24 protein-coding genes and 1 riboswitch are annotated in these 26243 nt (G+C 38.3%); of the genes, 11 read left to right on the top strand and 13 right to left on the bottom strand.

What is annotated here, in order from left to right; translation table 11 throughout:
• The first annotated feature begins 130 nt into the window (after positions 1 to 130).
• From ADHAQ_RS0102750 to secDF, 4 genes are all read left to right on the top strand, one after another.
• Complete coding sequence (locus ADHAQ_RS0102750; RefSeq protein ID WP_026461623.1) at positions 131 to 712, top strand: non-canonical purine NTP diphosphatase; 582 nt, start codon at positions 131 to 133, stop codon at positions 710 to 712.
• Positions 713 to 802: 90 nt separating this feature from the next.
• Entirely contained in the window at positions 803 to 1432 is a 630-nt protein-coding gene (gene udk, locus ADHAQ_RS0102755; RefSeq protein WP_026461624.1) for a uridine kinase, read from the top strand.
• Between the two features lie 63 nt (positions 1433 to 1495).
• On the top strand, positions 1496 to 1852 hold the full coding sequence (locus ADHAQ_RS24360) for a hypothetical protein (protein ID WP_034256532.1): 357 nt from the start codon (positions 1496 to 1498) through the stop codon (positions 1850 to 1852).
• A gap of 136 nt (positions 1853 to 1988) precedes the next feature.
• Positions 1989 to 5009 carry a protein translocase subunit SecDF gene (gene secDF / locus ADHAQ_RS24365; RefSeq protein ID WP_051359678.1) on the top strand — a complete coding sequence of 1007 codons (3021 nt, stop codon included), beginning with the start codon at positions 1989 to 1991 and terminating at the stop codon, positions 5007 to 5009.
• Positions 5010 to 5547: 538 nt separating this feature from the next.
• Here the strand turns inward: secDF and ADHAQ_RS0102780 are convergent.
• The gene (locus tag ADHAQ_RS0102780; protein ID WP_026461625.1) at positions 5548 to 6165 is read right to left on the bottom strand and encodes a NifU family protein; all 618 of its coding nucleotides are present in this window, start codon (positions 6163 to 6165) and stop codon (positions 5548 to 5550) included.
• Between the two features lie 226 nt (positions 6166 to 6391).
• On the opposite strand from ADHAQ_RS0102780, the gene ADHAQ_RS0102790 reads away from it, so the two are divergent.
• Positions 6392 to 7738, top strand: a complete 1347-nt coding sequence (locus ADHAQ_RS0102790) for a sodium:proton antiporter (protein ID WP_026461626.1) — start codon at positions 6392 to 6394, stop codon at positions 7736 to 7738.
• A gap of 69 nt (positions 7739 to 7807) precedes the next feature.
• Here the strand turns inward: ADHAQ_RS0102790 and ADHAQ_RS0102800 are convergent, their stop codons facing one another.
• The 6 genes from ADHAQ_RS0102800 to ADHAQ_RS0102825 all read right to left on the bottom strand — a co-directional run bounded on the left by ADHAQ_RS0102800 (position 7808) and on the right by ADHAQ_RS0102825 (position 13668).
• Positions 7808 to 8818: an MlaD family protein gene (locus tag ADHAQ_RS0102800; RefSeq protein WP_026461627.1), complete on the bottom strand. Its 1011-nt coding sequence runs from the start codon at positions 8816 to 8818 to the stop codon at positions 7808 to 7810.
• Entirely contained in the window at positions 8819 to 9592 is a 774-nt protein-coding gene (locus ADHAQ_RS0102805) for an ABC transporter ATP-binding protein (protein WP_026461628.1), read from the bottom strand.
• 14 nt (positions 9593 to 9606) lie between these two features.
• Positions 9607 to 10422: an MlaE family ABC transporter permease gene (locus ADHAQ_RS0102810; protein ID WP_051359679.1), complete on the bottom strand. Its 816-nt coding sequence runs from the start codon at positions 10420 to 10422 to the stop codon at positions 9607 to 9609.
• Between the two features lie 227 nt (positions 10423 to 10649).
• Positions 10650 to 11174 (bottom strand): hypothetical protein, encoded by a 525-nt coding sequence (locus ADHAQ_RS0102815; protein WP_026461630.1) that lies wholly within the window; start codon positions 11172 to 11174, stop codon positions 10650 to 10652.
• 33 nt (positions 11175 to 11207) lie between these two features.
• Positions 11208 to 12284: a chorismate synthase gene (aroC, locus tag ADHAQ_RS0102820; protein WP_026461631.1), complete on the bottom strand. Its 1077-nt coding sequence runs from the start codon at positions 12282 to 12284 to the stop codon at positions 11208 to 11210.
• A gap of 4 nt (positions 12285 to 12288) precedes the next feature.
• Positions 12289 to 13668 (bottom strand): BatD family protein, encoded by a 1380-nt coding sequence (locus ADHAQ_RS0102825; RefSeq protein WP_026461632.1) that lies wholly within the window; start codon positions 13666 to 13668, stop codon positions 12289 to 12291.
• A 431-nt stretch (positions 13669 to 14099) separates the two neighbouring features.
• Here ADHAQ_RS0102825 and ADHAQ_RS0102830 point away from each other — a divergent pair, with 431 nt between their 5' ends.
• The 3 genes from ADHAQ_RS0102830 (at position 14100) to ADHAQ_RS0102840 (ending at position 16117) form a co-directional block, all read left to right on the top strand.
• Entirely contained in the window at positions 14100 to 14843 is a 744-nt protein-coding gene (locus ADHAQ_RS0102830; RefSeq protein ID WP_034256533.1) for a ferritin-like domain-containing protein, read from the top strand.
• Between the two features lie 20 nt (positions 14844 to 14863).
• Complete coding sequence (locus ADHAQ_RS0102835; protein WP_026461634.1) at positions 14864 to 15709, top strand: ferritin-like domain-containing protein; 846 nt, start codon at positions 14864 to 14866, stop codon at positions 15707 to 15709.
• 213 nt (positions 15710 to 15922) lie between these two features.
• The gene (locus ADHAQ_RS0102840; protein WP_026461635.1) at positions 15923 to 16117 is read left to right on the top strand and encodes a hypothetical protein; all 195 of its coding nucleotides are present in this window, start codon (positions 15923 to 15925) and stop codon (positions 16115 to 16117) included.
• Here the strand turns inward: ADHAQ_RS0102840 and queG are convergent.
• The 3 genes from queG to ADHAQ_RS0102855 all read right to left on the bottom strand — a co-directional run bounded on the left by queG (position 16114) and on the right by ADHAQ_RS0102855 (position 20911).
• The gene (queG, locus tag ADHAQ_RS0102845) at positions 16114 to 17046 is read right to left on the bottom strand and encodes a tRNA epoxyqueuosine(34) reductase QueG (protein ID WP_026461636.1); all 933 of its coding nucleotides are present in this window, start codon (positions 17044 to 17046) and stop codon (positions 16114 to 16116) included. The genes ADHAQ_RS0102840 and queG overlap by 4 nt on opposite strands.
• A 146-nt stretch (positions 17047 to 17192) precedes the next feature.
• Positions 17193 to 18230 (bottom strand): Holliday junction branch migration DNA helicase RuvB, encoded by a 1038-nt coding sequence (gene ruvB / locus ADHAQ_RS0102850; RefSeq protein ID WP_026461637.1) that lies wholly within the window; start codon positions 18228 to 18230, stop codon positions 17193 to 17195.
• A gap of 269 nt (positions 18231 to 18499) precedes the next feature.
• The gene (locus ADHAQ_RS0102855) at positions 18500 to 20911 is read right to left on the bottom strand and encodes a TonB-dependent receptor (protein ID WP_026461638.1); all 2412 of its coding nucleotides are present in this window, start codon (positions 20909 to 20911) and stop codon (positions 18500 to 18502) included.
• A 62-nt stretch (positions 20912 to 20973) separates the two neighbouring features.
• Positions 20974 to 21071: riboswitch (TPP riboswitch) on the bottom strand.
• 222 nt (positions 21072 to 21293) lie between these two features.
• Here ADHAQ_RS0102855 and ADHAQ_RS24370 point away from each other — a divergent pair.
• Positions 21294 to 21551 carry a hypothetical protein gene (locus tag ADHAQ_RS24370; RefSeq protein ID WP_051359680.1) on the top strand — a complete coding sequence of 86 codons (258 nt, stop codon included), beginning with the start codon at positions 21294 to 21296 and terminating at the stop codon, positions 21549 to 21551.
• Positions 21552 to 21619: 68 nt separating this feature from the next.
• Here the strand turns inward: ADHAQ_RS24370 and ADHAQ_RS0102870 are convergent, their stop codons facing one another.
• Both ADHAQ_RS0102870 and ADHAQ_RS0102875 read right to left on the bottom strand, forming a co-directional pair.
• Positions 21620 to 22492: an aldose 1-epimerase family protein gene (locus ADHAQ_RS0102870; RefSeq protein WP_026461639.1), complete on the bottom strand. Its 873-nt coding sequence runs from the start codon at positions 22490 to 22492 to the stop codon at positions 21620 to 21622.
• Positions 22493 to 22498: 6 nt separating this feature from the next.
• The gene (locus ADHAQ_RS0102875; RefSeq protein ID WP_245590565.1) at positions 22499 to 23029 is read right to left on the bottom strand and encodes an AAA family ATPase; all 531 of its coding nucleotides are present in this window, start codon (positions 23027 to 23029) and stop codon (positions 22499 to 22501) included.
• Between the two features lie 410 nt (positions 23030 to 23439).
• Between ADHAQ_RS0102875 and ADHAQ_RS0102885 the strand changes: the two genes are divergently transcribed.
• Positions 23440 to 24375 carry a DUF4097 family beta strand repeat-containing protein gene (locus ADHAQ_RS0102885; RefSeq protein ID WP_026461642.1) on the top strand — a complete coding sequence of 312 codons (936 nt, stop codon included), beginning with the start codon at positions 23440 to 23442 and terminating at the stop codon, positions 24373 to 24375.
• A 102-nt stretch (positions 24376 to 24477) separates the two neighbouring features.
• Positions 24478 to 25158 (top strand): ABC transporter ATP-binding protein, encoded by a 681-nt coding sequence (locus ADHAQ_RS0102890; protein WP_026461643.1) that lies wholly within the window; start codon positions 24478 to 24480, stop codon positions 25156 to 25158.
• Between the two features lie 4 nt (positions 25159 to 25162).
• On the opposite strand, the gene pnuC is transcribed toward ADHAQ_RS0102890, so the two are convergent.
• Positions 25163 to 25789 (bottom strand): nicotinamide riboside transporter PnuC, encoded by a 627-nt coding sequence (gene pnuC / locus ADHAQ_RS0102895; RefSeq protein WP_084523717.1) that lies wholly within the window; start codon positions 25787 to 25789, stop codon positions 25163 to 25165.
• Positions 25790 to 26243 lie beyond the last annotated feature (454 nt).

Below are 26243 nucleotides of genomic sequence, written 5' to 3' on the forward strand. Positions count from 1 at the left end.
AGTTTTCAGAAACCAATTACAGCCCTTAATGAGTAGAAGCATTTATAATGTACGCATTTCTTTAAAACAAAAGGAATTATCTTTGCTACTTATTATAAACTGAAAACCTAATTAAAATAAACCTGCACCCATGAAACTTTGCTTCGCCAGTAACAACGAACATAAACTTACCGAAATCCGGCAACTTGTCGGCAATCAGTATGAGGTACTAAGCCTGAAAGATATTGGTTGTGTAGAGGAGTTACCCGAGGAGCAGGATACTTTAGAAGGAAACTCTTACCAGAAGGCCGAATATGTTTGGCGGAATTTTAGGGTGAGCTGTTTTGCTGATGACACTGGTTTAGAAGTAAAAGCTTTAGATGGTGCTCCTGGCGTGTATTCAGCTCGTTATGCTGGTCCGGCCCGCAATAACAGGAGTAACATGGAATTATTATTGAAAAATTTAGAAGGTAAATCTGACCGTAGTGCTCAGTTCCGTACTTCCATAACTTTAATTTTAAACGGCCAGGTAGAGCAGTTTGATGGCATAGTTACCGGTAAAATAACAGAAGCTCCTGCTGGCGATAAAGGCTTTGGCTACGATCCAATTTTTACACCAGAAGGCCATGAACAAACTTTTGCTCAAATGTCATCGGAGGCTAAAAACAGAATAAGTCACAGGGGAAGAGCCATGGAACAATTAGTTAATTATCTTAAAAGTCAAAAATTTTAATAATATTTGACGAAATAAAATTTTTTAGGTCATATTATTGTTAGGCCTATTAAATACCTAGAACTTTAATTTTTTAATACATACGCTTTCATGCAGAAGCCATTTATTGTTGGCATAACGGGTGGTAGTGCTTCTGGCAAAACCACTTTTTTACATAAATTAATAGACTCCTTCCGTCCCGAAGATATTTGTCTTATTTCTCAGGATAACTATTATTTTCCTCAACCAGGTTTATCTAAAGAAGAGAATGTCCTTTTTAATTTTGATGAACCAGCTGCTTTTGATAGCCATCGGTATGCCGGTGATATTTTAAAACTGCGCCAAGGAAAAAGCTTTACCTGCCTGGAGTACACCTTTAATAATCCGGATGTAGTACCCAAAGAACTAAAGTTTTTCCCGGCGCCTATTATAATTGTAGAAGGTATATTTACCTTTTACTTTGAGGAGGTAGCTAACCTGTTGGATCTTAAAGTTTACATTGATGCCGAAGAACATGTAAAAATGTACCGTCGCATTATTCGGGATAAAGTAGAACGCGGATACGATTTAGATGACGTACTTTACAAGTACCTGAACCACGTAGTTCCGGCTTACGAAAAATTTATTAAGCCATATAAGCAGGATGCTGACCTTATTATCCCCAATAATAAGCAGTTTGAGCGCGGCTTAGACGTACTTGTTTCCTATCTAAACACTAAGGTGCAGAATTTCAACAGCTAAGAGATTTAATAACTTTAAAATTCAGTTTCGGATTTAACGGAATAAGTTTATATTTGCAGCCCAATGGTGTTTCCGGCTAACATATCAAAGAATTTACGGCTGTTGTTTACAGCTATCACATTGTTATTTGTGGTAGGCCTAAACAACCGCGAAGTAACTACTTATACCAAGTCGGAAGCAACATCAGGGCATCAGATAAATAAATCCGCTGCTGACACCCATGGCACACTAAAGCAGAAAGTTTCTTTAGAGGCTACTACCTCCTACATTGTTCTGCAACTGGCCTTTTTCACTGATTTTATTTATTACCATTTTACACCTCCGGTAAATACTTTTGATAGTAGCTATAATTTAATAAGCACTGTAACAGGTTTCTTTAGCTTATTATTAGCTACCGTTATTCAACCAAATGCTCCCTGATTTTATAGCAGTTTAGCACCATAGTCACACAGGAATATTATTCCTTAAAGGTGCTTTTGTACCCCTTCCTCTTAACGGAGGAGAAACAAATTCTATATTCAGAATACTATTAACTTTTTATATTTTTTAATTACTAATGCGAAATAAAACCGGTATATTTTTATTGACCATAGTTGTGAGCGCACTGTGCCTCTACTATCTGTCATTTTCGCTCGTTTCCAGAAACGTGCAAAAGAAGGCCGAAGCTTATGCTACGGATACAAAAGGAATAGTTGATAACAACAAAAAAGCTACTTACCTGGATTCTATCCGGAAAGAGCCTGTTTTCAACTTTTTAGGCTTAAGCTACACTTATGAGGAAATTCAGCAAAGTGAACTAGGATTAGGTCTGGATTTAAAAGGTGGTATGCACGTTACTTTAGAAGTATCGCCTGTGGAAATTATTAAATCCATGTCTGGTAACAGTAAGGATCCTAGTTTCCTGAAAGCATTACAAGTAGCGCAACAACGCCAAAGCAATAGCCAGGATAGATTTACTACCTTATTTGGTCAGGCCTACCGCGAAATTAACCCAACTGGTCGTTTAAGTGCTATTTTTTCTAATGCTGCCAATAAAGGTAAAATCAATTTCTCTTCTACCAACGAGCAGGTAATTGCAGCTATAGATAGCGAAGTAGAAGGTGCCATTGACCGATCTTTCAATATCTTGAGAACCCGTATCGATAAATTCGGGGTAAATCAGCCAAACATCCAGCGTTTACAAGGTACTGGCCGCATCCAGATTGAATTACCAGGTGTAACAGATGTAACTCGTGTTCGGAAGTTATTATCCGGTATGGCAAAATTAGAGTTCTGGGAAGTATGGAAACCAGAAGAATTTACGCCTTACTTATCTCAGTTAAATGATTACCTGGTAAAACAGGAAGCTGCTAATAAATTAAAAGCTGGCTCTACTAAAGGAGCAGATGTTTTAGCTCAATCAGCCGCTAAACCTGCTACTCCTCAAATTGACCCATTAACTGGTAAACCTGTTGTAGATAGCACCGCTACTGCCGGCGACTCTACCAAAGTTGCTAATGCAGCGGATACCAAAGCTGATTCTTTAGGGGCTAACCAAAGCACTTTATTAGCTCGGTTATTTGTTCCAATGCCTAACGGTTTAGGTACTAACGTACGCGATACAGCCCGTGTAAATGCTTTATTCCGCGATGCGAATGTAAAAGCGCTCTTTCCACAAAACATGAAGTTTTTATGGTCAGTTAAGCCAATTGTTACGCCGGATAAACAAGAGTATTTAGAACTTTATGCAGTTAAAAAAGGTCGGGATGGCAAAGCTCCTGTAACTGGTGAATTTATTAGTGATGCCCGTCAGGATTTTGATCAGCAAGGCCGCCCAGAAGTAACAATGGGTATGAACACAACCGGAGCCCGTAAATGGCAACGCTTAACCGGCGACAACATTGGCCGCCAAGTGGCTATTGTGTTGGACGAATATGTTTACTCTGCGCCAGTTGTACAAGCTGAAATTGCAGGTGGTAGCTCTTCTATCTCAGGTAATTTTACAATAGAAGAAGCACAAGACTTAGCTAACATTCTTAAAGCTGGTAAAATGCCGGCTCCTACCAGAATAGTTGAAGAAGCAGTTGTTGGACCATCTTTAGGAAGAGAAGCCATTAACCAAGGTTTAATTTCTTCTGCAGCAGCCATGTTGTTAGTGGTTGCCTTTATGGTTTTTTACTACAACAAAGGTGGTTTAATTGCCGACTTAGCCTTACTATTCAACATTTTCTTTGTTCTGGGTATTCTGGCACAATTTAATGCTGCTCTTACTTTACCAGGTATTGCCGGTATGGTACTTACAATGGGTATGTCGGTAGATGCGAACGTACTGATATTTGAACGGATCCGGGAAGAGTTAGCCAACGGCTTAACCATAAAGGATGCTATTCATAAAGGTTATGATCGCGCCTTCAGCTCAATCTTCGATTCAAACGTTACCACCTTATTAGCTGGTATTATCTTATACTTCTTCGGATCTGGTCCGGTAAAAGGTTTTGCCATTACCTTAATGATTGGTATTGCTACTTCTTTCTTTACCGCGGTTTATATTTCCCGTTTATTAATTGAATGGTGGATATCCGGTAAAGGTGCTACAAACATTTCTTTCTCTACGGCATTTTCCCGTGGTTTATTTAAGAACCTAAAATTTGATGTTCTTAAGTATCGGAAAGCTGCTTACATTGGTTCTGCTACCATTATTATTCTGGGTTTTGTAGCCATGGCCATGCAAGGCGGCCCTAACCTAGGGGTAGACTTTAAAGGTGGACGCTCTTATATTGTTGATTTTAACAATGCCGTACCAGCCTCTGATGTAAGAACTGCGTTATTAGATGATTTTAAAGGCCAGGGCACAGAAGTTAAAACTTTTGGTTCTTCTGATCGCTTAAAAATTACCACCAGTTACTTAGCTGAAGATGAATCTACTGAAGCCGACGAAACGGTAAATCAGGCTTTACAAAATGGATTACAACAATTCAAAGGAGAGAATCCGGTAGTGCAAAGCTCTACTAAGGTAGGTGCTACCATGGCTGACGATATTCAGAATACGGCTATTATTTCAGTTTTATTGTCGTTTGCCGGTATCTTTATTTACGTAATGATTCGCTTTACCAGATGGCAATTTAGCTTGGGTGGTGTAGTAGCCTTGATACATGATGCATTAATGGTAATTTCCTTCTTTGCTATTGCCCGCATCTTTGGTTTATCTTATGAAATTGACCAGGTATTTATTGCTTCTATCCTGACCATTATTGGTTTCTCTATTAACGATACCGTAGTTATCTTCGACCGTATCCGGGAATATTTAAACAATAATCCAAAAGCTAAAATGAAAGATGTAATAAACCCGGCCTTGAACGACACTTTCAGCCGTACCATTATAACCTCTTTAACCGTATTATTTGTGGTTGTAATCTTGTTTATCTTTGGTGGTGAGACTTTACGTGGCTTCTCATTTGCTATGTTAGTTGGTGTACTTTCTGGTACTTACTCAACCTTATTCATTGCTACTCCAATTGTATTGGATACTACTAACGATGACAAACCAACATCAACTGCTTCAGTAACGCCTAAATTAGCAACTGAGAAAGCTCGCTAATTGCAAGGTTATATAAATAAAAAAGGCCCGGTAAAATTTTACCGGGCCTTTTTTATTTATGTTTTTTACCGCTATATATATTATAAACCCAACACTAAATAAAATCAGAATACAGGCTAAGCTATTAGGGAAACCGTTGAATTTATTTCTTTTTATTCCTAACCCACTCTAATTTAGCTTTTTTGCCATACCGGTACCCATACGTTTTATGGATATAATTGAACTCTTTTGAAACTTTCTGATGAATAATATTAATGAAGAAGTAAGTAATAAAGGCTATAAAAAGAAATATGGTGATGATGAAAAGCAGGTTCATATAAAAAAGAAGATTAAAATTTATTCCTGAATTTATCTTCTTTATTTATCTAGCAACATTTATTTAGCTAAATGAATCTACTTACTCGTCAAATACTAATTGCTAAGCGGTAGATGCTAAAATATCCAGGTTAATGGCAGCTACTCTTTATTGAAAATCTATAAACTAAAAAAGCCAGAGAACTTCCCTGGCTTTTTTAGTTTATAGATTATATAAATAAAATTAGTAACTAGTTACTCCTTCAGCAACCACTTCTGTTACCTCTGGTACCATCCGTTTCAATAAATTTTCGATACCTGATTTTAAAGTAACAGTTGCAGATGGACAGCCACTGCAAGAACCCTGTAAATTCACAGTTACCACACCCTGGTTATAGGATTTAAAAGTAATATTACCACCATCTTGTTCTACTGCCGGGCGTACGTAGTTTTCTAATAAGTCAATAACTTTTTGAGAAATAACCGCATCATCACCAGATAATTCAGCTGTTGCATTAGAAGTTGCTTGTACATGTTCCGCCACCGGATCCTGTAAAAATATTGGTCCACCTGCTTCTACATACGATTTAATAAATGAACGGAGTTCAGGAATTAGCTGCACCCATTGAATATCAGTATTTTTAGTAACCGTAACAAAATTACTGGCAATAAAAACACGAGATACATAATCAAAGTTAAAAAGCTCTTGCGCTAACGGCGAATTAGCCGCACTTTCTAAATTTGGATAATCTACACTAACACCTTCGGCAACTAATGAGGTGCTCAGTACAAATTTCATTGATTCCGGATTAGGGTTTGCTTCCGCATAAACCGAAACCGATTTTTCTTTATTTTCTGACATAATATTCTGTATTAACGCGTAAATCACTTACTGCGATTTCTGTTCCAAAGTTAAATATTATTTTTAACAACCGGAACTGTCATGTTGTTCCCTTTAATAAGCCTGACATTCAGACAGGATCTTTGTTTTCCTCTGTAATTTTGAAATATCCGGCCCCTATTAAACAGGATTTATTATTTTTACCCGCAGAAACCCATTTTTATCATCTTAAAGATTTTCGTTCGTTATGGATGTAGTCCCGAGTTTTTTAGTTATACCCTTCTTTTTATTACTAGGCATGATTGCTTCCGGCCCAGTATTATTCCCCCACTTTTGGGAGCATCAGTATAAAAAAATAGCTGTATTTCTAGGCCTTTTGGTTTTAACCTACTATTTGTTTGTTCTCCATGATCATCATATGCCCGTGGAAACGTTAGCCGACTATGTTTCTTTTGCAGCGTTACTGAGTTCTTTATACATAGCTGCCGGGGGGATTTATATAAATGCGAATGCCCGGGCTACGCCTCTTATTAATGTGGGCGTGTTAATAGCCGGAGCTTGCCTGGCTAATATTGTAGGAACAACTGGCGCATCATTGTTGCTGATACGTCCCTTTATTCGGTTAAATGTAAATCGTATTAAACCTTACCAAATTGTATTCTTTATTTTTATTGTTAGTAATGCTGGTGGATTATTAACTCCTCTTGGCGATCCACCGCTATTTATAGGCTTTTTAAAAGGAGTGCCATTCTTCTGGACCACGCAAAACCTGGTGTTACCCTGGCTGATTGGAATAAGTGCCTTATCCTTGATCTTCTTCATCCTGGATTCTCGGAACAAAGCAGATCAGGAATACAAACCTAAAAAGGAAGTGCTGGAGAAAATAGACAAAAAGGTAGAGTTTTACTTTACCGGTAAACGTAATTTATTCTGGTTATCTGTTATTATTGGGGCTATATTTCTGGATCCAAACGTTATTCCGGGCTTACCGGCTATCTCTTTTGGCGAAATGAAAATTTCTTTTGTACGGGAAATAATTCAATTAACGGCCGCTTTCCTTTGCTACCGGTTCTCCAGTAAAACAGCCCTTAATGGTAACCATTTTTCATTTGGCCCAATCCTGGAGGTCGTATTCTTATTTTTTGGAATATTTTTTACCATGATGCCGGCCTTACAATTAGCTGCCGCCGTAGCAGCTCTACCAGAATACAGCCACCTACTATCACCCAATTCGCTTTACTGGATGTCGGGTACTTTATCTGGCTTTTTAGATAATGCGCCTACCTATGCTAACTTTTTATCTTTAGGAATGGCCAAATATAACATGAGTTACAGCAATGTTCAGGATGTGCAAAACTTTGCTTATGGCTTGGGTGGTAGTCCGGATACTTATCAGTTATTAAAAGCTATTTCGCTGGGATCGGTATTTTTTGGAGCTTTATCTTATATTGGCAATGGCCCTAATTTTATGGTAAAAGCCATTGCAGAAAGCGCCGGAGTTAAAATGCCTTCCTTCTTCAAATATATTTTATCTTATTCTATTCCTTTCCTGGTGCCCGTACTTGCTCTAATTTGGTTCTTAATCGTGTACTAAAACCCTTTAGAACGTATAAGAAATACAACATTATAAAAAAAGCCGCTTAGTTTAACTAAGCGGCTTTTTTTATTCATTATTATTATTCTTTTGTTGTTGTTTTACTTCGTTTTTAGCTGCTTTCTTCGCCTGTCGTTTAAAATATCCTTTTAACAAAAAATTATTTTTTAATGCTTCCAGGTTTTCATTCAACTGCTCAGAGCCAGTTGCTAAATTACCCATCATGGTTTTTAACTGTCCGGCTACTTTTTCATCATTCAACAACACTCCAACAGTATTATTGGTGTTGTTTAATTTAGCACTTACAGCATTTAAGTTATTGGTAAATTCGGCTGTGGAAGCCGTTGTTTTTTCCAGTTCTGCCACGGATTTGGTTAACTTGTTAAAAACTATCGTATCGGTTAGTAATTGATTGGCTAAACCTTCTTTGTTATTTAATTTATTAGAGAACTGGGCTAAAGCCCCCGAAGCCCGAACAGTTGTAGCCGAAGCTTGTTTTAAATTAGTAACCACATCCCGAAAGTGCTGCGCCATAACAGAATCAGCCAAAAGCGCTCCTACCGTTCCCTCCCCTTTAACTAATCGATTACTCAATACTTTAAAATCACTCGTAATATCTACCAGATTTCTATTATTTTCCTGCAGCTTCGCCACTAAGTCATCGGTATCTAGCGGATTCTCGGCTTCTAGGCGGTCTCCATCCTGAACCGGAGGCACCTCATTACTACCGCCAAAAATTACAATAATTTTATTTCCAATTAAGCTTTCTGAACTTATTCGGGCTTTGGCATCCCGTCGGATATATTGTTGTGCTTTTTCTTCGATGTTCATATCGATTTCTACCTGCGAGTTGCCATAGAAATTAATAGATTTAATAGTCCCGATTTTTACGCCGGAAAACCAAACATTATTACCTGGCTTCAGCCCAGCTACATCTTCAAAAACTGCTTTCAAAGTCACGCTCCTTACAAATCGCTTTTGCTGGCCGCCAAGTAAAAATACACCAGAGATAAAAATAACAATAGAAAGGAAAATAAATAATCCTACTATTACTAAACGCTTATTTTCTGCAGACCCCATTTACTTGATAAAGTTGTAATTATAAAATGATTTTACCCGCTCATCATCGGTATTAAATACCTCTTCAAAAGTACCTTCCCTCTGAAACTGCCCATCCAACAACATCACAACGCGGTCGCCGGTATCACGGGCACAAGTAAGATCATGGGTTATGATGATAGACGAGGTATTAAATCTTGTCTGAACCTCGTTAATTAAATTATTTATTTCAATACTGGTTATTGGGTCTAATCCGGCAGTTGGCTCATCGTACAGCATAATTTCTGGCCGAAGAATTAATGTCCGGGCTATGCCAATGCGTTTACGCTGCCCTCCTGAAAGCTCCGAAGGCATTTGATTAATGGTTTGTGAAAGTCCAACTGCCTCTAATACCACTTCTACTAGATTGTCTATTTCCTTGCGCCCCAATTCCTTTCTGTTTCTAACCAACGGAAACTCTAAATTTTCCCGTATAGTCATACTATCATACAAGGCACTGTTCTGAAAAGAAAAACCTATTTTTAAACGTAACCTATCCAGCTCTCTTCCGGCAATGCGGTTCATGTTGCTACCCAACACATTTACCACTCCTTCATCTGCCTTTAGTAAACCTGATATTATTTTTATTAAAACCGATTTTCCTGTTCCTGACCGACCTAAAACTACCAAGTTTTCACCTTGGTATAAATTTAAGTCTACTCCTCGCAGTACATCAAAATCATCGAATGATTTTTTTAGCCCGTTTAAAGAGATAACCTTATTATTCTTATCAATATTAGGATTTACTTTTTTCATACAATTCCCAGGAACTAAGCAAACCGGATGGCATGAATAATCTGAAGTGCTAACAACTCTTCAATAAACACTAAGAACATGGCCGTAACTACTGAAGAATTAGCGGCCTTACCTACACCTTCTGTTCCTTTAGAAGAATTATATCCTTTATAACATCCCACAATACCAATGGTAAACCCAAAAACAAAAGATTTGATGATGGATGAAAAAATGTCTAAAAAAGTTATGGCATTAAAAACCTGAACAAAGTAGGCTGTAAAACTGGTTAACTCATTTTTATGCACATTAAAATAGCCCCCCATTAATGCTACAAAAACCACGTACATCATTAGAGCAGGAGTCATAAAGGTGGTGGCTAATACGCGGGTTACTACTAAAAATTTAAATGGATTAGTAGCTGATACCTCCATAGCATCTATTTGCTCGGTTACTTTCATTGAACCTAACTCAGCCCCTATACTGGAACCAACTCGTCCGGCAGCAATTAAAGCCGTAACCAAAGGAGCTAATGCCCTTACAATAGCAATTGATATTAAAGCTGGCAACCAGGAAGTAGCTCCGAACTCAGCTAAAGAAACTCGCGATTGATTTGTAAAAACAATCCCGATAATAAACCCGGTTAAGGAAATAAGCGGTAACGATTTAACCCCTACTTCATAACACTGCCTAACAATTTCTTTGAATTCATAAGGAGGGAAAAAAACCTCTCTGAAAAATCGGACAATGAAAAAGTGAATATCAGCAAGTGTGGTAAAAACAGCATCTATGCGCTTGGATATTATATACTTTCTCACTCTGGTCTCGCCTGCGTTTTCATTTTTAGAACGCATTATTTTATTTGGTAATTCATCTGCAAAACTACAAGTAAAAAAATTAATCAGATAATTTAATACTTAGTTTGTAAAAATAAATTAGCTATTAAATTAATCTTCATTTATATAGAACTTTTACTATACTTTTAACAGATGTTTTAAAACGTAATTAAAATCAGGTAAAACTTTATAATATAAAAGCCGCTTCTATTGGAGCGGCTTTTACGGATGCTGATAATTTACTTTTAAAAGCTGACTTTTAAACCAACGCCGGTACCACTTAACCCAAACTGAAATTCTGAATTTCGGAAATAACGATTACTTAAGCTTCTGTTATGAATATTGGCCGCATTTTCTGCATGTTTCAAAAACCTTTTTGTAAACGGAATTCCAACCCCTATTAAACCAGCTCCTATTACCGCTACCGGTACGTTAATGTCACCGCCAAAAATTACATTAGTAATAGAATATCCTACTATAAACCCTCCAACGGTGTTGAACCCAATGGAAGCTAAATAATCTTTACGTCCTAACTTCATTTCTCTTACAGCTTCAGGACTGTTGGTAACGACCTCCCTTAACAGAGTGGCAGGTATTTTTTCGCCTTTCTGATAAAATTTTATACTCAAACCTGATCCTCTAATTTCAACTGGATCTGTTTTACTTACCTCATCATTTTCATCGGCCCCTGCCGTACCAGGTTGGGTTTGCGAAAAACCAGTAAAAACAAGTGTAAAAAACAGAACGATAATTAAAAAACAATTTTTCATATCCTCTCCTCAGAAATTAAATTTCTAGTAAACTTATTTTACTGCCCGCTGGCGCAATAAAAAATCAATTAGTACCAGAGCTGTCATCGCATCCACAATGGGCACTGCCCGTGGCAACACACAAGGGTCGTGCCGGCCTTTTCCTTCCAGCGTGATAGTTTCTCCCTCGTCATTAATACTTGTTTGGGGCTGCAAAATGGTGGCTACCGGTTTAAAGGCTACCTTAAAATAAATATCTTCCCCATTGGAAATACCCCCTTGTATACCTCCGGATAAATTGGTTCTGGTTCTTACCCGACCAGTTTCATCTGTGTAAAATTCATCGTTGTGCTGCGAACCATACAATTTTGTACCTTCAAAACCACTACCATACTCAAAGCCCTTTACAGCATTGATACTTAACATGGCTTTTCCTAACTCGGCATGCAGTTTATCAAAAGCAGGTTCTCCTAAGCCAACCGGCACATTTTTTATAACACAGGTTATTACTCCACCAATGGTATCCCGGTTTTTTCGGGTTTGATCAATAAGAGTAATCATTTCCTCAGCTACCTCTGGTTGCGGGCACCTTACTTTGTTGCTATCAATAAGGCTCAGATCTAACTGATCATAAGTTTCTTCTAAACTTATATTGCCTACAGCAGAAACGTAAGAGGCAATCTGGATGTTATGCTGCTTTAAATATTTATTAGCAATAGCCCCTGCTGCTACTCTGGCTAAGGTTTCCCGGGCCGAGCTACGTCCTCCTCCTCTATGGTCGCGCAGGCCATACTTCATCGAATAGGTATAATCGGCATGAGATGGACGGTACGCATGTTCCAGGTGAGAGTAATCCTTACTGGCCTGGTTGCTATTATTTACCATCAAGGCAATGGGCGTACCAGTAGTTTTATTTTCGAACAAGCCCGAAAGGATCATAATTTCGTCTCCTTCCTTGCGCTGTGTAGTTATATTTGATTGGCCTGGCCGACGACGATCCAGCTCCTGTTGAATTTCTTCTGCCGTTATTTCTAAACCAGCTGGGCATCCATCTACTACCACCCCTACTGATTGCCCGTGCGACTCGCCAAATGTGGTAATTTTAAAAAGCTTACCGTATGAATTACTCATTAATTTATTTTTTAAAAACTAAAAACAATGCCATGCAAATTAAGAACAAAACGATCACATTTGTATATAATTTTATCTCCTCGAACTGATAAAGACTATTGAGTTGATTTGGTTCTTTTTGAATAAGCTGATAAAAACTATCCGTTTCTTCCGGTGCTATAGCCAATTTATTTTCTTCTGCCCCTACCACCCGTATTGTAAGTTCCGATTTCAAAGTATCATATACACCTGCAACAGGATTAAAAAATACTAAGGAAAATAAATCATTTAACTTATAATCTCCGGCCTTTTTAGCCAATAAGTTATACCTAAACCTTTTACTACCGATTAGCTGACCTTCACCCCTCTTATTTCTTTGCTGAATTACTGGTGGGTAAATATCCAAATCGCCTGCGTTTTTGACTTCAGGCATCATAACAGCTTCCAAATTACCCTCGCCAATTACTTCAAAGGTGTAACTAAAACTTTTTCCTAAACGGAAGGTTGTTTGGTTAATGCCCTCTTGCAACCTGAACTGACCAACCGGCACTTTATCTTTTAACGGATGAGGTGGCAGCGGTATTACTACTACTCGTTTTGGTTCGGTAGTAAATGTAACAAGTTGCTGTTGAGTAGCAGCAGGAAATCCATAGGCTTCTTCAGTTGCCAATTGGTTCATTTTTAAACTTACTGCAGGAAAAACAAGGGCTTGGTTTGTTAATGGGAAGTAAATGCTTTCAGCTAATCTAAACCTAAGGAAGCCTTTGCCACTTCTAATAACCGTATCGGGTTTAATTTCTCCTAAATCAACGGCTTCTTCCCAAGCGTTTTTTTGTTTTAGTTGACGGGAAATAGAAGCGAATTGATTCGCAAAATCATAAAAATCCAAAACTCCTTGTTCCGATAAGGATACAAAAAAAGCAAGTTCTGTTCTTACGCCTTCCCCTACATATACTTTAGCCTTATCTGCCTCCAAACTAAAAAAGGACTGACTGTTCGTAAAGGTTCCTTCTTTAGCAATAGGAAGTGCGGGAAGTGGAGGAGTTACTGGAGAAGCATCTTCTTCGGGCATGGGATCTACCTGGATAGTAGTACCCCTGGAAGTTACTTCTTTTGAGTTTAATTGAATAATAAAAGACTTAAGCAGGTAATCACCCTCTTTATAGGCCGCATAATTTTGCGTTATAGTTTCTTCAATAAAAGATTGTTTCCCGGTATTAATTCTGGATTTTGTACGAGTACGGGTGCTTTTTTTAAATCCCTCAATTTCAGGAAAATCGCCTAATTGGTTAATTGCCTGATTTCTTACTTTTAAAGAGATGGTAAAATATTCATTTATTGTAATCCGCTTTTTACCAAATTCAATAACCGCTTCTTGTGCCCAAGTTGGTTGGGAAACACACATGATACTTATTATTAGAATCAGCCTCTTTAAATTTCTTATTGTACCAATCATTTACTCTGTTTAGCGGTAATACAAAGATAGCTAATATGGAAATTGTAATTAACACTGATCAATAATTCAACTTAATTAAATAACCACCAAAACTAAATTTCTAACGCTATTCTTTCAATTTTAAGAAAAAATTACAAAATTTTAAATTAATTTGAAATTATTTATCAATCACAATCTACTTATAATCAAGTAGTTAACAAATAAAAACTCCCCTTTATTAGTTATTTTGTTTTTTTTTATAACTACCTGAAATCCATTCACTACTGATCCCCCGTAGATTCTATCACCTATGAATATTACGATTAATGTTGGTAAAGGCACATTAACTTGGTGATAGCAAATAGTTAATTTTTATGTAAAACATTTAAACAAATAGAACTATGTCTAAAATCATTAAACAAAATGAGAACGACGCTGGAGTAATCAAAGCCATAACTACTCCTATGCAACGTCGGATATTTTTTAAGTACGCGGGAGCAGGGGCAGCATTGTCTACTTTATTATTGGTAAGCTGCGACGATGACGACGATAATGGCGGTAGTGGTAGTACTAACTCCGGCGTAGATTTAGGATCTGCAGATGTGGGAGTATTAAATTATGCTTATGCTTTAGAACAATTGGAAGCTGCCTTTTACACCATGGTAGTAGGCCATTCGGCTTTTAACACCACCTTCTCTAATGCTTTGGAACGTTCTGTTTTAACCGATATAAGAGACCACGAGGTAGCTCACCGGGAATTTTTGAAAGCAGCTATTCCGGCCAATTCCAGAATTAAGGATCTAACCCCTGATTTTTCATCTATTAATTTATCCGACAGAACTGCCGTTTTAAATGCTGCTAAAACATTTGAAGATTTAGGAGTTGCTGCTTATAACGGAGCTGGTAAATTATTTACTAATTCTGGTGCTGGCTTAACTTATTTAACCCTGGCCGGAAAAATTGTTTCCGTAGAAGCCCGTCATGCTGCAGAAATAAGAGACCTTATCTCTAACGGTTCATTTGCAGATAACACTGTTATAGATAATATGGGCTTTGATAAAGCTTTGATGCCTAATGAGGTTTTAACAGCTGCCAAACCCTTTATCAAAGACACAATCAATTTCAGCAATTTACCAACTCAATAATTTTTAGGAGGAAACTAATCATGAATATATTAAATATTATTACAGAGATACAAAAAGTTGATCCGGAAGTTTTTGATCGCTTAGATTCTCGTCGGAAAGTATTTCAACATTTTGCTGGATTTGGTAAAAAACTGGCGGCAACTGCTGTGCCTTTAGCTTTTGGCTCGATGCTAAACAAAGCCTATGGCCAAACTTCCGCTGACATTGTAGGTGTACTTAATTTTGCGCTTACATTAGAACATTTAGAAGCAGAGTTTTATAAACAAGCCGTAACCGCTGCACCGGCGGCTGGTGCACCAGCTATTGCTGTAACAGCGCTAACTACTATAAGAGATCATGAGGTAGCACACGTTAATGCGCTTCGTTCCACTATTACCTCCTTAGGTGGCACTCCGGTTGCACTTACAGCAGCCAACTTTGATTTTACCGCAAAAGGCGCGGTTCCCACTGTGTTTACAAACTATGGCAGCATGTTAGCCGTAGCCCAAGCTTTTGAAGATACCGGTGTTCGGGCTTATAAGGGACAGGCAGGAAATTTAGTAAGTAATAACGCCGTCCTGGAAGCCGCTTTAAGAATTCATTCTGTAGAAGCCCGTCATGCCGCTCATATACGCCGCATGAGAAGAGATACTCCAGCTATTGCTGCTCAACAAAAGCCTTGGATTACAATGAAAGATCGGGGTGGTTTACCAGCTTTTACGCAAGGTATTTATGATGGTGAGGAACTAACTACCCAAGCTAATGTTCCAATTGCAGGTACTTTTGGAACTGTTACTGTAAGCGCTAATGCTGCTTCAGAAGCTTTTGATGAACCTTTAACCAGAGAACAGGTTTTAGCCATTGTGCAACCATTTATTCGGATGTAAAAACACAAATATTTATACATAAAAAAAGGCCGAGTAGATCGGCCTTTTTTTATGTATAAATATTAATACTTAGTAATAAAAGTTTGCCTTAGGTTTAAATACTTATTTTTTAATATAACCTATTTTTAACTGAATTCTCTCTTGAAAATTTATAGAAAATTGGTTATATTAGAATCCTTTTAAATAAACCAAAACCTTTAATCTGTTAAAACCATGTTAGAGTATGTAAAAACCATTCTCCTTAAAGTAAGTTTTGACATTCGGTTATTCGAAAAAGAGCTGCGAAAGGCCTTTAAAGTTTTAGTAAAGCAAGACCTGGTTTTATTAAGAGCCTGGTGCTACGAACAATTTGCCTCTGGTATTTGTCACCACATTGTAAAACGCGTATTTACCAAAGCAGCCTTTTAATCTTTTTCATCTTCTAAAAATTTTATATTCCGTAACAGGCCGTTAAACCCAGTACGTTTAATGGCCGACTTACGGAAAAGCTCCCGAAATACATCTTCGGTAATTTCCCGCCAATCTTCTTTTTTTAAGTTTTTAAGAGTTGGATTTATCTGGAAAGCTGGCTCCTGATGGGGTTTAGCAAACCTATTCCAGGGGCAAACATCCTGACAGATATCACAGCCAAACATCCAGTTTCCAAATTTCCCGCTTACCTCGGCCGGAATGTGATCCTTTAATTCAATGGTAAAATAAGAAATACATTTACTTCCATCTACCACATAAGGCTCCGTAATGGCTCCCGTAGGGCAAGCATCCAAGCATTTTGTACAAGTACCGCAATAATCTTTTATAGGGCTGTCATATTCCAGTTCTAAATCAATAATTAGTTCGGCAATAAAATAAAAACTACCTACTTGTGGGGTTATTAAGTTACTGTTCTTGCCCACCCAACCTAAACCACTTTTTCTGGCCCAAGCTTTATCCAGAACCGGGGCTGAGTCTACAAAAGCCCTACCGCCTACTTCCCCAATTTCTTCCTGAATAAATTGCAAAAGCGTTTTTAGTTTGTCTTTTATAACAAAGTGATAATCCTGGCCATAAGCATATTTGGATATCTGGTAGCTTTCTTCATTTTGCTTTTCCGGAGGATAATAATTAAGTAAAAGCGATACCACCGATTTAGCTCCTTCTACCAGCAACCGAGGATCCAAGCGTTTGTCAAAGTGATTCTCCATGTAATGCATTTCGCCCTGCATTTGCTTTTTCAGCCAGTTTTCCAGGCGAGGTGCGTCTTCCTCCAAAAAGTCAGCTTTGGATATACCACAATACATAAAGCCCAATTCGATCGCTTTTTGCTTAATCAGGTTGGTATATTGTTGTTTAGAGGCCAATGAATTACTTTTTATTTAAAGAGAAACAAAATTAAGGCAAAATAGGTCCAGCAACTAACTAGTTTCTGAAAAGAACTTACTGATAAAAAATAATGCCACGCAATTGCTCACGTGGCACCTGATAAACTAAAAGTTTAGAAGTTTTTTTAATTCGTAATATCAAATAAAGTACCTACCTGCTTAGGCGGTATTTTACCTAAGTGGATATAAGCTAATTCAGTAGCCTCCCGTCCCCGGGAAGTTCGTTTAATATACCCCTCCTGAATCAGGAATGGCTCATAAACTTCTTCAATGGTTTCAGATTCTTCGCCACAAGCGGTTGCAATAGTAGATAATCCTACCGGGCCACCTTTAAATTTATCAATAATGGTGTTCAGAATCCGGTTATCCATCTCATCTAACCCATTATGATCAACATCCAAGGCATTAAGAGCATAGCGGGCAATTTCTACCGTAATGGTACCATCTCCTTTTATCTGCGCAAAATCGCGGGTCCTACGCAGCAAGTTATTGGCTATACGAGGAGTACCGCGGCTCCGGCGGGCAATTTCAAAGGCAGCATCCTCATGAATAGGTGATCCTAAGATTTCGGCCGACCGCTTAACTATACTGGTTAATAAAGTGGAGTCGTAATACTCTAACCGGGAATTTATACCAAACCGAGCCCGTAAAGGCGAGGTTAGTAAACCAGAACGAGTTGTAGCCCCAATCAAGGTAAAAGGGTTCAGGCTGATTTGTACAGTTCGGGCATTGGGACCAGAATCGAGCATAATGTCAATTTTATAGTCTTCCATAGCCGAGTACAGGTACTCTTCTACAATTGGGTTCAGGCGGTGAATCTCATCAATAAACAACACATCGTTCCGCTCCAAATTAGTTAGCAACCCGGCTAAATCACTGGGTTTATCTAACACCGGACCAGAGGTCATTTTTATATTGGCATCTAGTTCAGAAGCGATAATATGAGAAAGCGTTGTTTTACCTAAACCCGGAGGTCCGTGCAGCAACACATGGTCTAAAGCTTCGCCTCTTCGACGAGCCGCCTGCACAAATATTTTCAAATTCTCAACTATCTTTGCCTGACCAGTAAAATCACGGAAACTCAAAGGACGCAGGGCCTTATCTATTTCCTTTTCGGCAGCCGACATGTTTTCGTCAGAACCTGTTAGATACTCTTCGCGCATAATTTCAACAGAAATAAAACATTATTTTCTTAGCATAAAGTTAACACTTTTAGCTAAGAAAAGGCTCCATTTTTAGTAATTAAATAAAAGATACAAGTTAATAACCTGTTAAAAACAAGCATTTAACTAATAATATTAGCAAACACTACTCCTCTTTTCTTAACAGAAAAATTTTAATGTAATAGCTAAGTAAAAGGTATAAAAAAGCCTGCGTTGTAGTACGCAGGCTTAAAAATTTACTAGAAGTTAATTTAATTAATAATTCAGAACTAGAACCGCAAATTTAAGGAGGCTAAGAAATTACGGGTAGCCTGCGGATAATAGTAATTGTAATCATACCGGGTTGCATCACCGGCATACCGCTCGCTGTAGGTGTAGCCATTAGCTTCATACTTTCTGTTAAACAAGTTATTAACCAGCAAAGCAACTTCAATTTCCCGCATAAAGCTTGGTTTAATGGTATAACGCATTCTAAAATCAGCCACCTGATAAGGATTAATCTTCCGATCTTCGCTGGAAGTATTGTCTAGGTATTGTTTGCTCACTGTTTTATACAAAATTGCTGCTTTTAATCCGCGAATTGGCTGTATTTCAAGCTTATGAGCAGAAACAACATTTGGTGAAAAAGCAATGTTCGTTTCATTGTAAGCATTAACCTGTACCTCTTCTACATTATAATCCTGGTCATAGACATACAACGTTTCGTTATAATTACGGATTTTATTGCGGCTCAACGTTAAATTGCTGCTTACCTCCAGGAATTCATTCAGGTTTATTAAACCGGCTAATTCTACCCCCGACCGGTAACTGCTTTTAATATTAGTCCGAAGCGGCGATCCTACATTGTTTAACTGTCCGGTTAAAACCAATTGGTTATTGTAATCCATAAAGAAATAATTAGTCTCTATGCTATAGCGTCCACTCTGGCCAAATAAAGTAGTAGCATTTCTGTTTAGCCGGTAACCAGCCTCCAGGTTGTAAAGCGTTTCTGCTTTCGGCGAATCGGCCCCCTTGCGGTCTACAAAATCTGATCGTACCGGCTCCCGGTTTCCTACGGCATAAGAAGCATAGAGCATGTGGTTATCCGTTAGGGCATAGGTAACACCCGCTTTAGGATTAAAGAAATTAAAATTAGCTTGTTGCGTAATGTCGCGTTTGTCATCATCGGTTCCTGTAATTTCATAGTTTACAGTACGGTATTGTAAATCGCCAAACAAACCCAATTTAGTTGTTAGTTGGTAATTGGCTTTGCCAAAAATATTGAAATCAGTTTTTAGCGCATTGCCATCGTAATACCGGTGTCTGATTTCGCTAGTAGAAGCATACCTTGCCCAGATAACCTCCCCAAAATGGTCGCCATTGTATTGATTCCAGGCACCACCCAGGGTAGCAGTAAACTTAGGATTAGCTGCATTATAATTCAGGGCATAAGAGGCGCCGTAAAAATAATTATCTAACCACTTCTGACGAATTAAATCACTGCGGTTTATGGTAGTAGCACCAACTACAACTGCCGGAATGTTGTAATTAGAAAGTCGCTGATTTTCTTTGTGCTCTTCGTAGTACCCCCGGCCACGTACCATAAAGGCTACGCCTCCAAAATCAAATCTTTTTCCTAAACCTTTGTTGTAATGTAACTGATAATGGTCTTGCTGATAATTATCGGTTTGGTTTTCGTAAGTAAAAGAATTATAGGTTCGGTTGGTTTTAAGCAAATCCTGTGGTACGCCATTCCAGGCTTGGTACGTTTTTTCTTGTCCAGAAAAAGTAATAAACCGTAAAGAGCTGTTTTTGCCGTAATACCCAGCAGCAAAATAATAAGACTTTAAATTAGAGAAGGCACGGTCCATGTACCCATCCGAAGAAATTTTGGAAAGGCGCCCATCAAAAGTAAATTTATTATTAATAAGCCCTGTACCAAAAGCTAAGGTGTGGCGCCAGGTATTAAAAGACCCAAAAGAATTACTTGCTTCGGCATACGCCTGGCGGTTTTGAGTAAGCGTACGAATATTTATACTAGCGCCAAAAGCTCCGGCCCCATTGGTAGAAGTACCTACGCCCCGCTGTATTTGCACATCCTGAACGGAAGAAGCCAAATCTGGCATGTTCACGAAGAAAGTTCCGTGCGATTCCGGGTCATTTATAGGCACACCGTTCACTGTTACATTAATCCGGGTAATATCCGATCCCCGAATCCGGATTCCGGTATAGCCCACGCCTGCACCAGCATCAGAATTAACCACTACTGAAGGCGTCTGATCTAATAAATAAGGTAGATCCTGACCAAAATTTCGCTCCTGAATCTGTTCTTTGCTTACATTGGTAAAGGTAGTACCCGTTTTCTCATTAGCCCGCGTAGCCGAAATCACTACTTCTTCGGTTTGTACACTGGTTAACCGTAATGCAAAATTCAGATTGGTGTCCTGCTTTAAAGAAATTGTTTGCCGGCTGGTTTCGTAACCCACAAAAGAAATAGCTACGGTTACTTTACCAGCTGGCAAGTTAACAAAACTGAAATTACCCGAATTATCTGTGGTAGTTCCTACACTGCCCGCCAACACAGTTGCCCCAGTTAATGGTTGCTGCGAACCTGCATCTGTTATCCGGCCGGTTAAAGTAAATTGGGCAAAAGTTAAAAGTGGGCATAATAAAACAGCCCATAAGGAGAATAATTTTTTCATCCTGCAATAATTGTAAAAGGTTTAATTTATATGCAGAGATGCCTCCCTTGAAAAGGTATAAGCATAAAGAAGACCGTTATTCCCTTCGCCGGTATTACCCGGATCAGGTTCAATGGGTATAATCTCAGCCCGTAATTGTAAGGCACCCCTAAACGGCCGCAAAGGTAAAGCTCTTTTGGGAGAATAAAAATCAGACCTTCTGTTTTAAACAAGAGCAGATACTATAATATCATAACATAAATTTAATATTGTAGCATAAAATTATAAACTTATTGAATAATTCTTCGTTAAAACGAGTAGCTAAAATCACCACCTATTTCCTCTTAATATCTGGCGATTTACTTAAAATGAACTCATCACTTTCTTATGGGACTTACGCTGTATGATTAGCTTATTTTACACCGCTGTAGTTTTACTTATTCTGGCTTACTTTATGGTTATGCCGAAACGTAATTATAATAATAACCGCCCTTCTGAAGGCAATGATGACGACGGTGGAGAACCAGTAGGTTACGATTTGCCCGACCTGGATTTACCTCCAGGCATTAGCTTGCCTATTAACGATTTTGAACCAGATTATAACAGAAAGCCGTCCCGTATTTTTGTGGATGAGGATGGGACTTTAATATTCTCTAAGTAGAGGTATTAAATAAAGAAGCCTGAGCACCTATATATGTTGCTCAGGCTTCTTTATTTATTTTATTTTATTTAATAAACCTTAATTTGATAAGAACAGGTAAATTTTCCCTGCGATTCAAGTTTAAGAATTCCTTCTTTCTGTGTTAACTCACCGCTGTCTGTAAGGCGGCTAGCCACACCATGCCACGGCTCCAGGCATATAAAGGGCGCATCTTTTTCTTTTGTCCAGATACCAAAATAAGGATAGTTTTTAAACTCAAAATCTAAGCCGTGGGAGTGATTTCGACTTTTTAAAGAAATTCTCTCCGATTTTAATCCTTTTAGTACAATTGCATCCTTTTCAAATATTTCATAATTTAAAGGTAGCTCTGCTGATTCCTTTAAAACAGGTTCCATTTCGCCATTTCGCAGCCCATCGGTTAACAGTTCGCGGCTTTGCGTTTCCGGATGTTCAAATTCTAAATAGTAATCATTAAATTGTTCATCAGGTAATAAAGGGCAGGTAAATCCGGGATGCGCGCCAATGGAAAAATACATTTCCTTTTCCCCGGAATTTTCTACCCGATAGTTAATATCCAGACAATTGCCATTTAGGGTATAATTGATTTCCAGGCGAAACGAGAAAGGATAAAGGGCTAAGGTATCAGGAGTACTTATTAGCTCAAAAGAGAGCGCTGTTTTAGAGGTACTTTTTAAACTAAAATCCTGATCACGGGCAAAACCATGTTGCGACATGCTATAGGTTTCGCCTTCGAAACCGAACTTATTAGCAGGCACTTTACCCACGATTGGGAAAAGCACCGGGGCGTGACGGGGCCAAATAGCCGGGTCAGCTTGCCATATATATTCTAGGTTAGTTGTTTTGTTTATGAAACTGCAAAGTTCTGCCCCGCTTTCCTTCACACCTATTTTAAAATGTTCATTTTCCAGATAATGTATCATATTATTTTACCTATTTTGGAGTAAAGCATTTACGTGATTTAACGCATTTTGGAAACGTACTTCTTTTGTCCCCGATATTTCGACGAAGTTAAAGCCATACTGTTTTAATTCCCGCTTATACCAATCATAAAAATATTGGCGCAAATGTGGATGTTCCCGCTGAGGATCTTCTTCCCAAGGCAAATCTATATCGGGCAACAAATACAAATCAAAATCCTGCTTTAGTAAAGCCTCTAAAATCCAGTCCGGGCAGTTTCCATAGGCATTCAGCATCCATATCTTAATAACCAGTAAATCTGTATCGGCAAATAATACGTTTTTAGCTCCTGCTAAAACTTGCTGATAACTTTCTAATTGGCCTCTGGCAATACTTTCTACATCTTGCTGGGCGTAAGGCCGCGATAAGGTTTCCAGATAAGTACGGGCAAATTCCGGCACCCAAGCGGTATTATAATGCGCCGCCAATGCCGCTGCTAAGGTTGATTTTCCTGTAGACTCCGGACCTGTAATAGCTATTTTCCTGATGTTTTTATTCAACCGGTTAAAAGAGATTTTTGATTATACACAAATATTAGGTGACCAAAGTACGGAATTATAAGTTTTGATTAATTACTAATCAACAAGACTACCTATTGCCCCCCTCTTACATCTTCGTACTTCCCAATTTAAAACGCATCCTAATATTTGTTCTAAAATCGAACAACAAATTGTACCAAAAACGGACGACTTAATAAATTTTATGTACTCAAATAAAAAACAACCAGCTAAATTTCAATACATTAACTTATTGGCACTCTTCTTAAGTAAAGGTATATTTATTGAAACATGTTACTTTTTAAATAAAGCCAAGTTATCTTTTATGAAATCGTATTTACTGAAGCAACTTTTACCAAAAACACGGCATCTATCCCAGTTAACCACTTAATAATCATTAATAAAAAGCCACTATGAAAAAATTTGCTCTTACCTTCCTCCTCTTAATTACTCTGCTGTTTGGAGCCTTATTATCTTTTGCTCAGGATGAACAAAAGCCTTATCTAGTTAAAGAATTTAATTTAGGAAGTAATGGAAAACTTATTACAAAGACCTCCGGAGGAAGTATTAAGGTAACCGGTACTAAAAGCGATATGGCTAAAATAACTATGTATATTCGTCCCTCAAACTGGCGAAACCGCAACGATGCACCTAGCAAAGAATTATTAGCAAAATATACTTTCGACATCAGAAAAGAAGGAAATACTTTATATGCCGTTGCCGAAAGAAAAGAAAAAAGCTGGATCTGGGATGATGAATCTTTAAGCGTTTCTTTTGAAATTGAAGTACCTCAGCAAACTACCACTAATTTACATACCAGCGGAGGCAGCATTAGCTTAGGTAATGTTACCGGAACCCAGGAGGTAAAAACCAGCGGAGGTAGTTTAACCTTTAAAAATATAAAAGGTAAAATTGTTGCTCATACTTCCGGGGGCAGCATTCGGGTTAACCAATATAATGGCAATTTAGATGCTCATACCTCTGGTGGATCCATAAACCTAGACGAAGCTACCGGGATCTTAAAAGCGCACACTTCTGGTGGTAGTATTCATTTAAAAAGTGTTTCGGGCGATATTGAAGCGCACACCAGTGGCGGCAGCATTCATGCCGACGTAGAAAGATTAGGAAAATTTTTAACTTTAACCACGAGCGGCGGAAGTGTACATGCTACAGTACCTGGCGGAAAAGGCTTGGATTTAGATTTAGCCGGGAATAGTGTTAAAACTCAATTATCTAATTTCACGGGTTCTTCTGAGAAAAACCGGGTTAAAGGCAGCATAAACGGAGGCGGCACTCCGGTAAAATTATCAACCAGTGGAGGCACTACCGAATTAAGTTATCGCATGTAATTTTGTCTTCTCAGCATTGCCAGGTTATTATTACCAGGCAATGCTGATATAACTACTAAATAAAAAGGATTTCAGTAATCAAACTTAACTTACAAAGCTGGTATGCTAGTTTTACAGGATATAGACAAATATTACTCCAGTGCTTTCTCGCGCACTTTCATTCTTCGCAACATTAGCTTGGAGGTTAAAGAAGGAGAATTTATTTCCATCATGGGACCATCTGGTTCTGGAAAATCTACGCTGCTAAATATAATAGGCATGCTTGAGGAGCCCTCCAGTGGCGAATACTTCTTTCTGGACAAGCCCGTTCACAAAATTAAAGAGAAAGAGCGCACCCAGTTACACAAAAACTTTATAGGTTTTGTTTTCCAGAGCTACCACCTGATTGACGAATTAACTGTTTACGAAAACATCGAAACCCCTCTTTTGTACCAGGATGTAAAATCCTCTGAACGCAAAGCAATGGTAGCCGATATTTTAGACCGGTTTAATATTGTAGGCAAAAAAGATTTATTTCCGCATCAGCTTTCAGGCGGGCAGCAACAATTAGTTGGAATTGCCCGGGCAGTAATTGCGGCACCCAAATTAATTTTAGCCGACGAACCTACCGGCAATTTAAATTCTAAACAAGGCGAAGAAATAATGGAGCTTTTCCAGCGCTTAAACCAGGAAGGTACTACTATTATTCAGGTTACGCACTCAGAAAAAAATGCGACCTATGGCACCAGAATTATAAATTTATTAGATGGCAGATTAGAAAAAGAACCAGCCTCCCTAGTTTAAATCTTTAAGCTTGGTTTTGTTGCCAGGAACGTCGCCAATGAAAATAACCCTGCACGCATAAAAGTAGGAAAACAAGATAAAGGCTCATTAGCAGGTACAATTGCTTATACAGATAGATACCGACGTAAGCAATGTCTACCACAAACCAGACAATCCAGTTTTCCAACTTTTTACGGGCTTGCATCCAGTAAGCAGATAAACTAATGGCCGTAACAGCCGAGTCAGGATAAGACAAATCGGCGGTGGTATAATTACTAAGCACATACCCCAGACCGGCAGTAAAAACCAGCGCAAACCCCGATAGCAAAAGCCATTGTTTGGAACTGGTAAGGGATACTTTTAGCTCTTCCCCTTCTTTTTTACCGTGAGTCCAGCTATACCAACCATAGGCACTGGTCACAAAGTAAAAAGCATTTAAACCCACATCAGCCAGTAATTTAGCCTGATAGCACACATACATAAGCAGCAAGACACTAACCATGCTTACCGGCCAGTTCCATTTATTTTCTCTGGCCGCTAGCCAAACCCCCATGGCACCACTAAGAGTACCTAAAACTTCAAATATGTTTAAAGAAGCCATCCAATCTGAAATATTTTGGAGGCCAATTAGTAAGAGTTGTAAAAGACTCATGTTATTTTCTCAGGGATTACCAGGTTATAAGAGTGCATATTGCAGCCTGCTTTTTATAAAAAGAACCGTATAACCTTATCTGCAATAGCCGCAACTGAACGTAAAAGACCAGACTGCGGCGAAGATATACAACTTTATGATGCCCGGGAACCAGAGAAGTATAAAACCTACTATTTACCATAAGTTTTAATTGTTTTAACCACAATAGCTTAAGATTTGCGCTTATTTCTCCCAATAAGCTCGTAACATTTATTAATCATATTGGCTTTTGGGGTGTGCAGGCAATTTATTTTAAAAGTAACGGCATAAACTCTTTATTTACAAACCTAAAAAGAGGTATAAATAGTTGGCCGCTGCAAAAACAAGTTGCCATACCCCTTTATTAATTAAGTGCAGTTTTAAAATTTTAAACCTTAAATATAAATTTACTTAATGATCTATAACAATTATTACA

This window comes from Adhaeribacter aquaticus DSM 16391, assembly GCF_000473365.1.
GTDB classification, from domain to species: Bacteria; Bacteroidota; Bacteroidia; order Cytophagales; family Hymenobacteraceae; genus Adhaeribacter; species Adhaeribacter aquaticus.

What these genes read in the sequence shown, in the direction of transcription:
- ADHAQ_RS0102750 (WP_026461623.1), top strand. Translation starts at nt 131, where the DNA reads ATGAAACTTTGCTTCGCCAGTAACAACGAACATAAACTTACCGAAATC.
- udk (WP_026461624.1), top strand. Translation starts at nt 803, where the DNA reads ATGCAGAAGCCATTTATTGTTGGCATAACGGGTGGTAGTGCTTCTGGC.
- ADHAQ_RS24360 (WP_034256532.1), top strand. Translation starts at nt 1,496, where the DNA reads ATGGTGTTTCCGGCTAACATATCAAAGAATTTACGGCTGTTGTTTACA.
- secDF (WP_051359678.1), top strand. Translation starts at nt 1,989, where the DNA reads ATGCGAAATAAAACCGGTATATTTTTATTGACCATAGTTGTGAGCGCA.
- ADHAQ_RS0102780 (WP_026461625.1), bottom strand. Translation starts at nt 6,165, where the DNA reads ATGTCAGAAAATAAAGAAAAATCGGTTTCGGTTTATGCGGAAGCAAAC.
- ADHAQ_RS0102790 (WP_026461626.1), top strand. Translation starts at nt 6,392, where the DNA reads ATGGATGTAGTCCCGAGTTTTTTAGTTATACCCTTCTTTTTATTACTA.
- ADHAQ_RS0102800 (WP_026461627.1), bottom strand. Translation starts at nt 8,818, where the DNA reads ATGGGGTCTGCAGAAAATAAGCGTTTAGTAATAGTAGGATTATTTATT.
- ADHAQ_RS0102805 (WP_026461628.1), bottom strand. Translation starts at nt 9,592, where the DNA reads ATGAAAAAAGTAAATCCTAATATTGATAAGAATAATAAGGTTATCTCT.
- ADHAQ_RS0102810 (WP_051359679.1), bottom strand. Translation starts at nt 10,422, where the DNA reads ATGCGTTCTAAAAATGAAAACGCAGGCGAGACCAGAGTGAGAAAGTAT.
- ADHAQ_RS0102815 (WP_026461630.1), bottom strand. Translation starts at nt 11,174, where the DNA reads ATGAAAAATTGTTTTTTAATTATCGTTCTGTTTTTTACACTTGTTTTT.
- aroC (WP_026461631.1), bottom strand. Translation starts at nt 12,284, where the DNA reads ATGAGTAATTCATACGGTAAGCTTTTTAAAATTACCACATTTGGCGAG.
- ADHAQ_RS0102825 (WP_026461632.1), bottom strand. Translation starts at nt 13,668, where the DNA reads ATGTGTGTTTCCCAACCAACTTGGGCACAAGAAGCGGTTATTGAATTT.
- ADHAQ_RS0102830 (WP_034256533.1), top strand. Translation starts at nt 14,100, where the DNA reads ATGTCTAAAATCATTAAACAAAATGAGAACGACGCTGGAGTAATCAAA.
- ADHAQ_RS0102835 (WP_026461634.1), top strand. Translation starts at nt 14,864, where the DNA reads ATGAATATATTAAATATTATTACAGAGATACAAAAAGTTGATCCGGAA.
- ADHAQ_RS0102840 (WP_026461635.1), top strand. Translation starts at nt 15,923, where the DNA reads ATGTTAGAGTATGTAAAAACCATTCTCCTTAAAGTAAGTTTTGACATT.
- ruvB (WP_026461637.1), bottom strand. Translation starts at nt 18,230, where the DNA reads ATGCGCGAAGAGTATCTAACAGGTTCTGACGAAAACATGTCGGCTGCC.
- ADHAQ_RS0102855 (WP_026461638.1), bottom strand. Translation starts at nt 20,911, where the DNA reads ATGAAAAAATTATTCTCCTTATGGGCTGTTTTATTATGCCCACTTTTA.
- ADHAQ_RS24370 (WP_051359680.1), top strand. Translation starts at nt 21,294, where the DNA reads ATGATTAGCTTATTTTACACCGCTGTAGTTTTACTTATTCTGGCTTAC.
- ADHAQ_RS0102870 (WP_026461639.1), bottom strand. Translation starts at nt 22,492, where the DNA reads ATGATACATTATCTGGAAAATGAACATTTTAAAATAGGTGTGAAGGAA.
- ADHAQ_RS0102885 (WP_026461642.1), top strand. Translation starts at nt 23,440, where the DNA reads ATGAAAAAATTTGCTCTTACCTTCCTCCTCTTAATTACTCTGCTGTTT.
- ADHAQ_RS0102890 (WP_026461643.1), top strand. Translation starts at nt 24,478, where the DNA reads ATGCTAGTTTTACAGGATATAGACAAATATTACTCCAGTGCTTTCTCG.
- pnuC (WP_084523717.1), bottom strand. Translation starts at nt 25,789, where the DNA reads ATGAGTCTTTTACAACTCTTACTAATTGGCCTCCAAAATATTTCAGAT.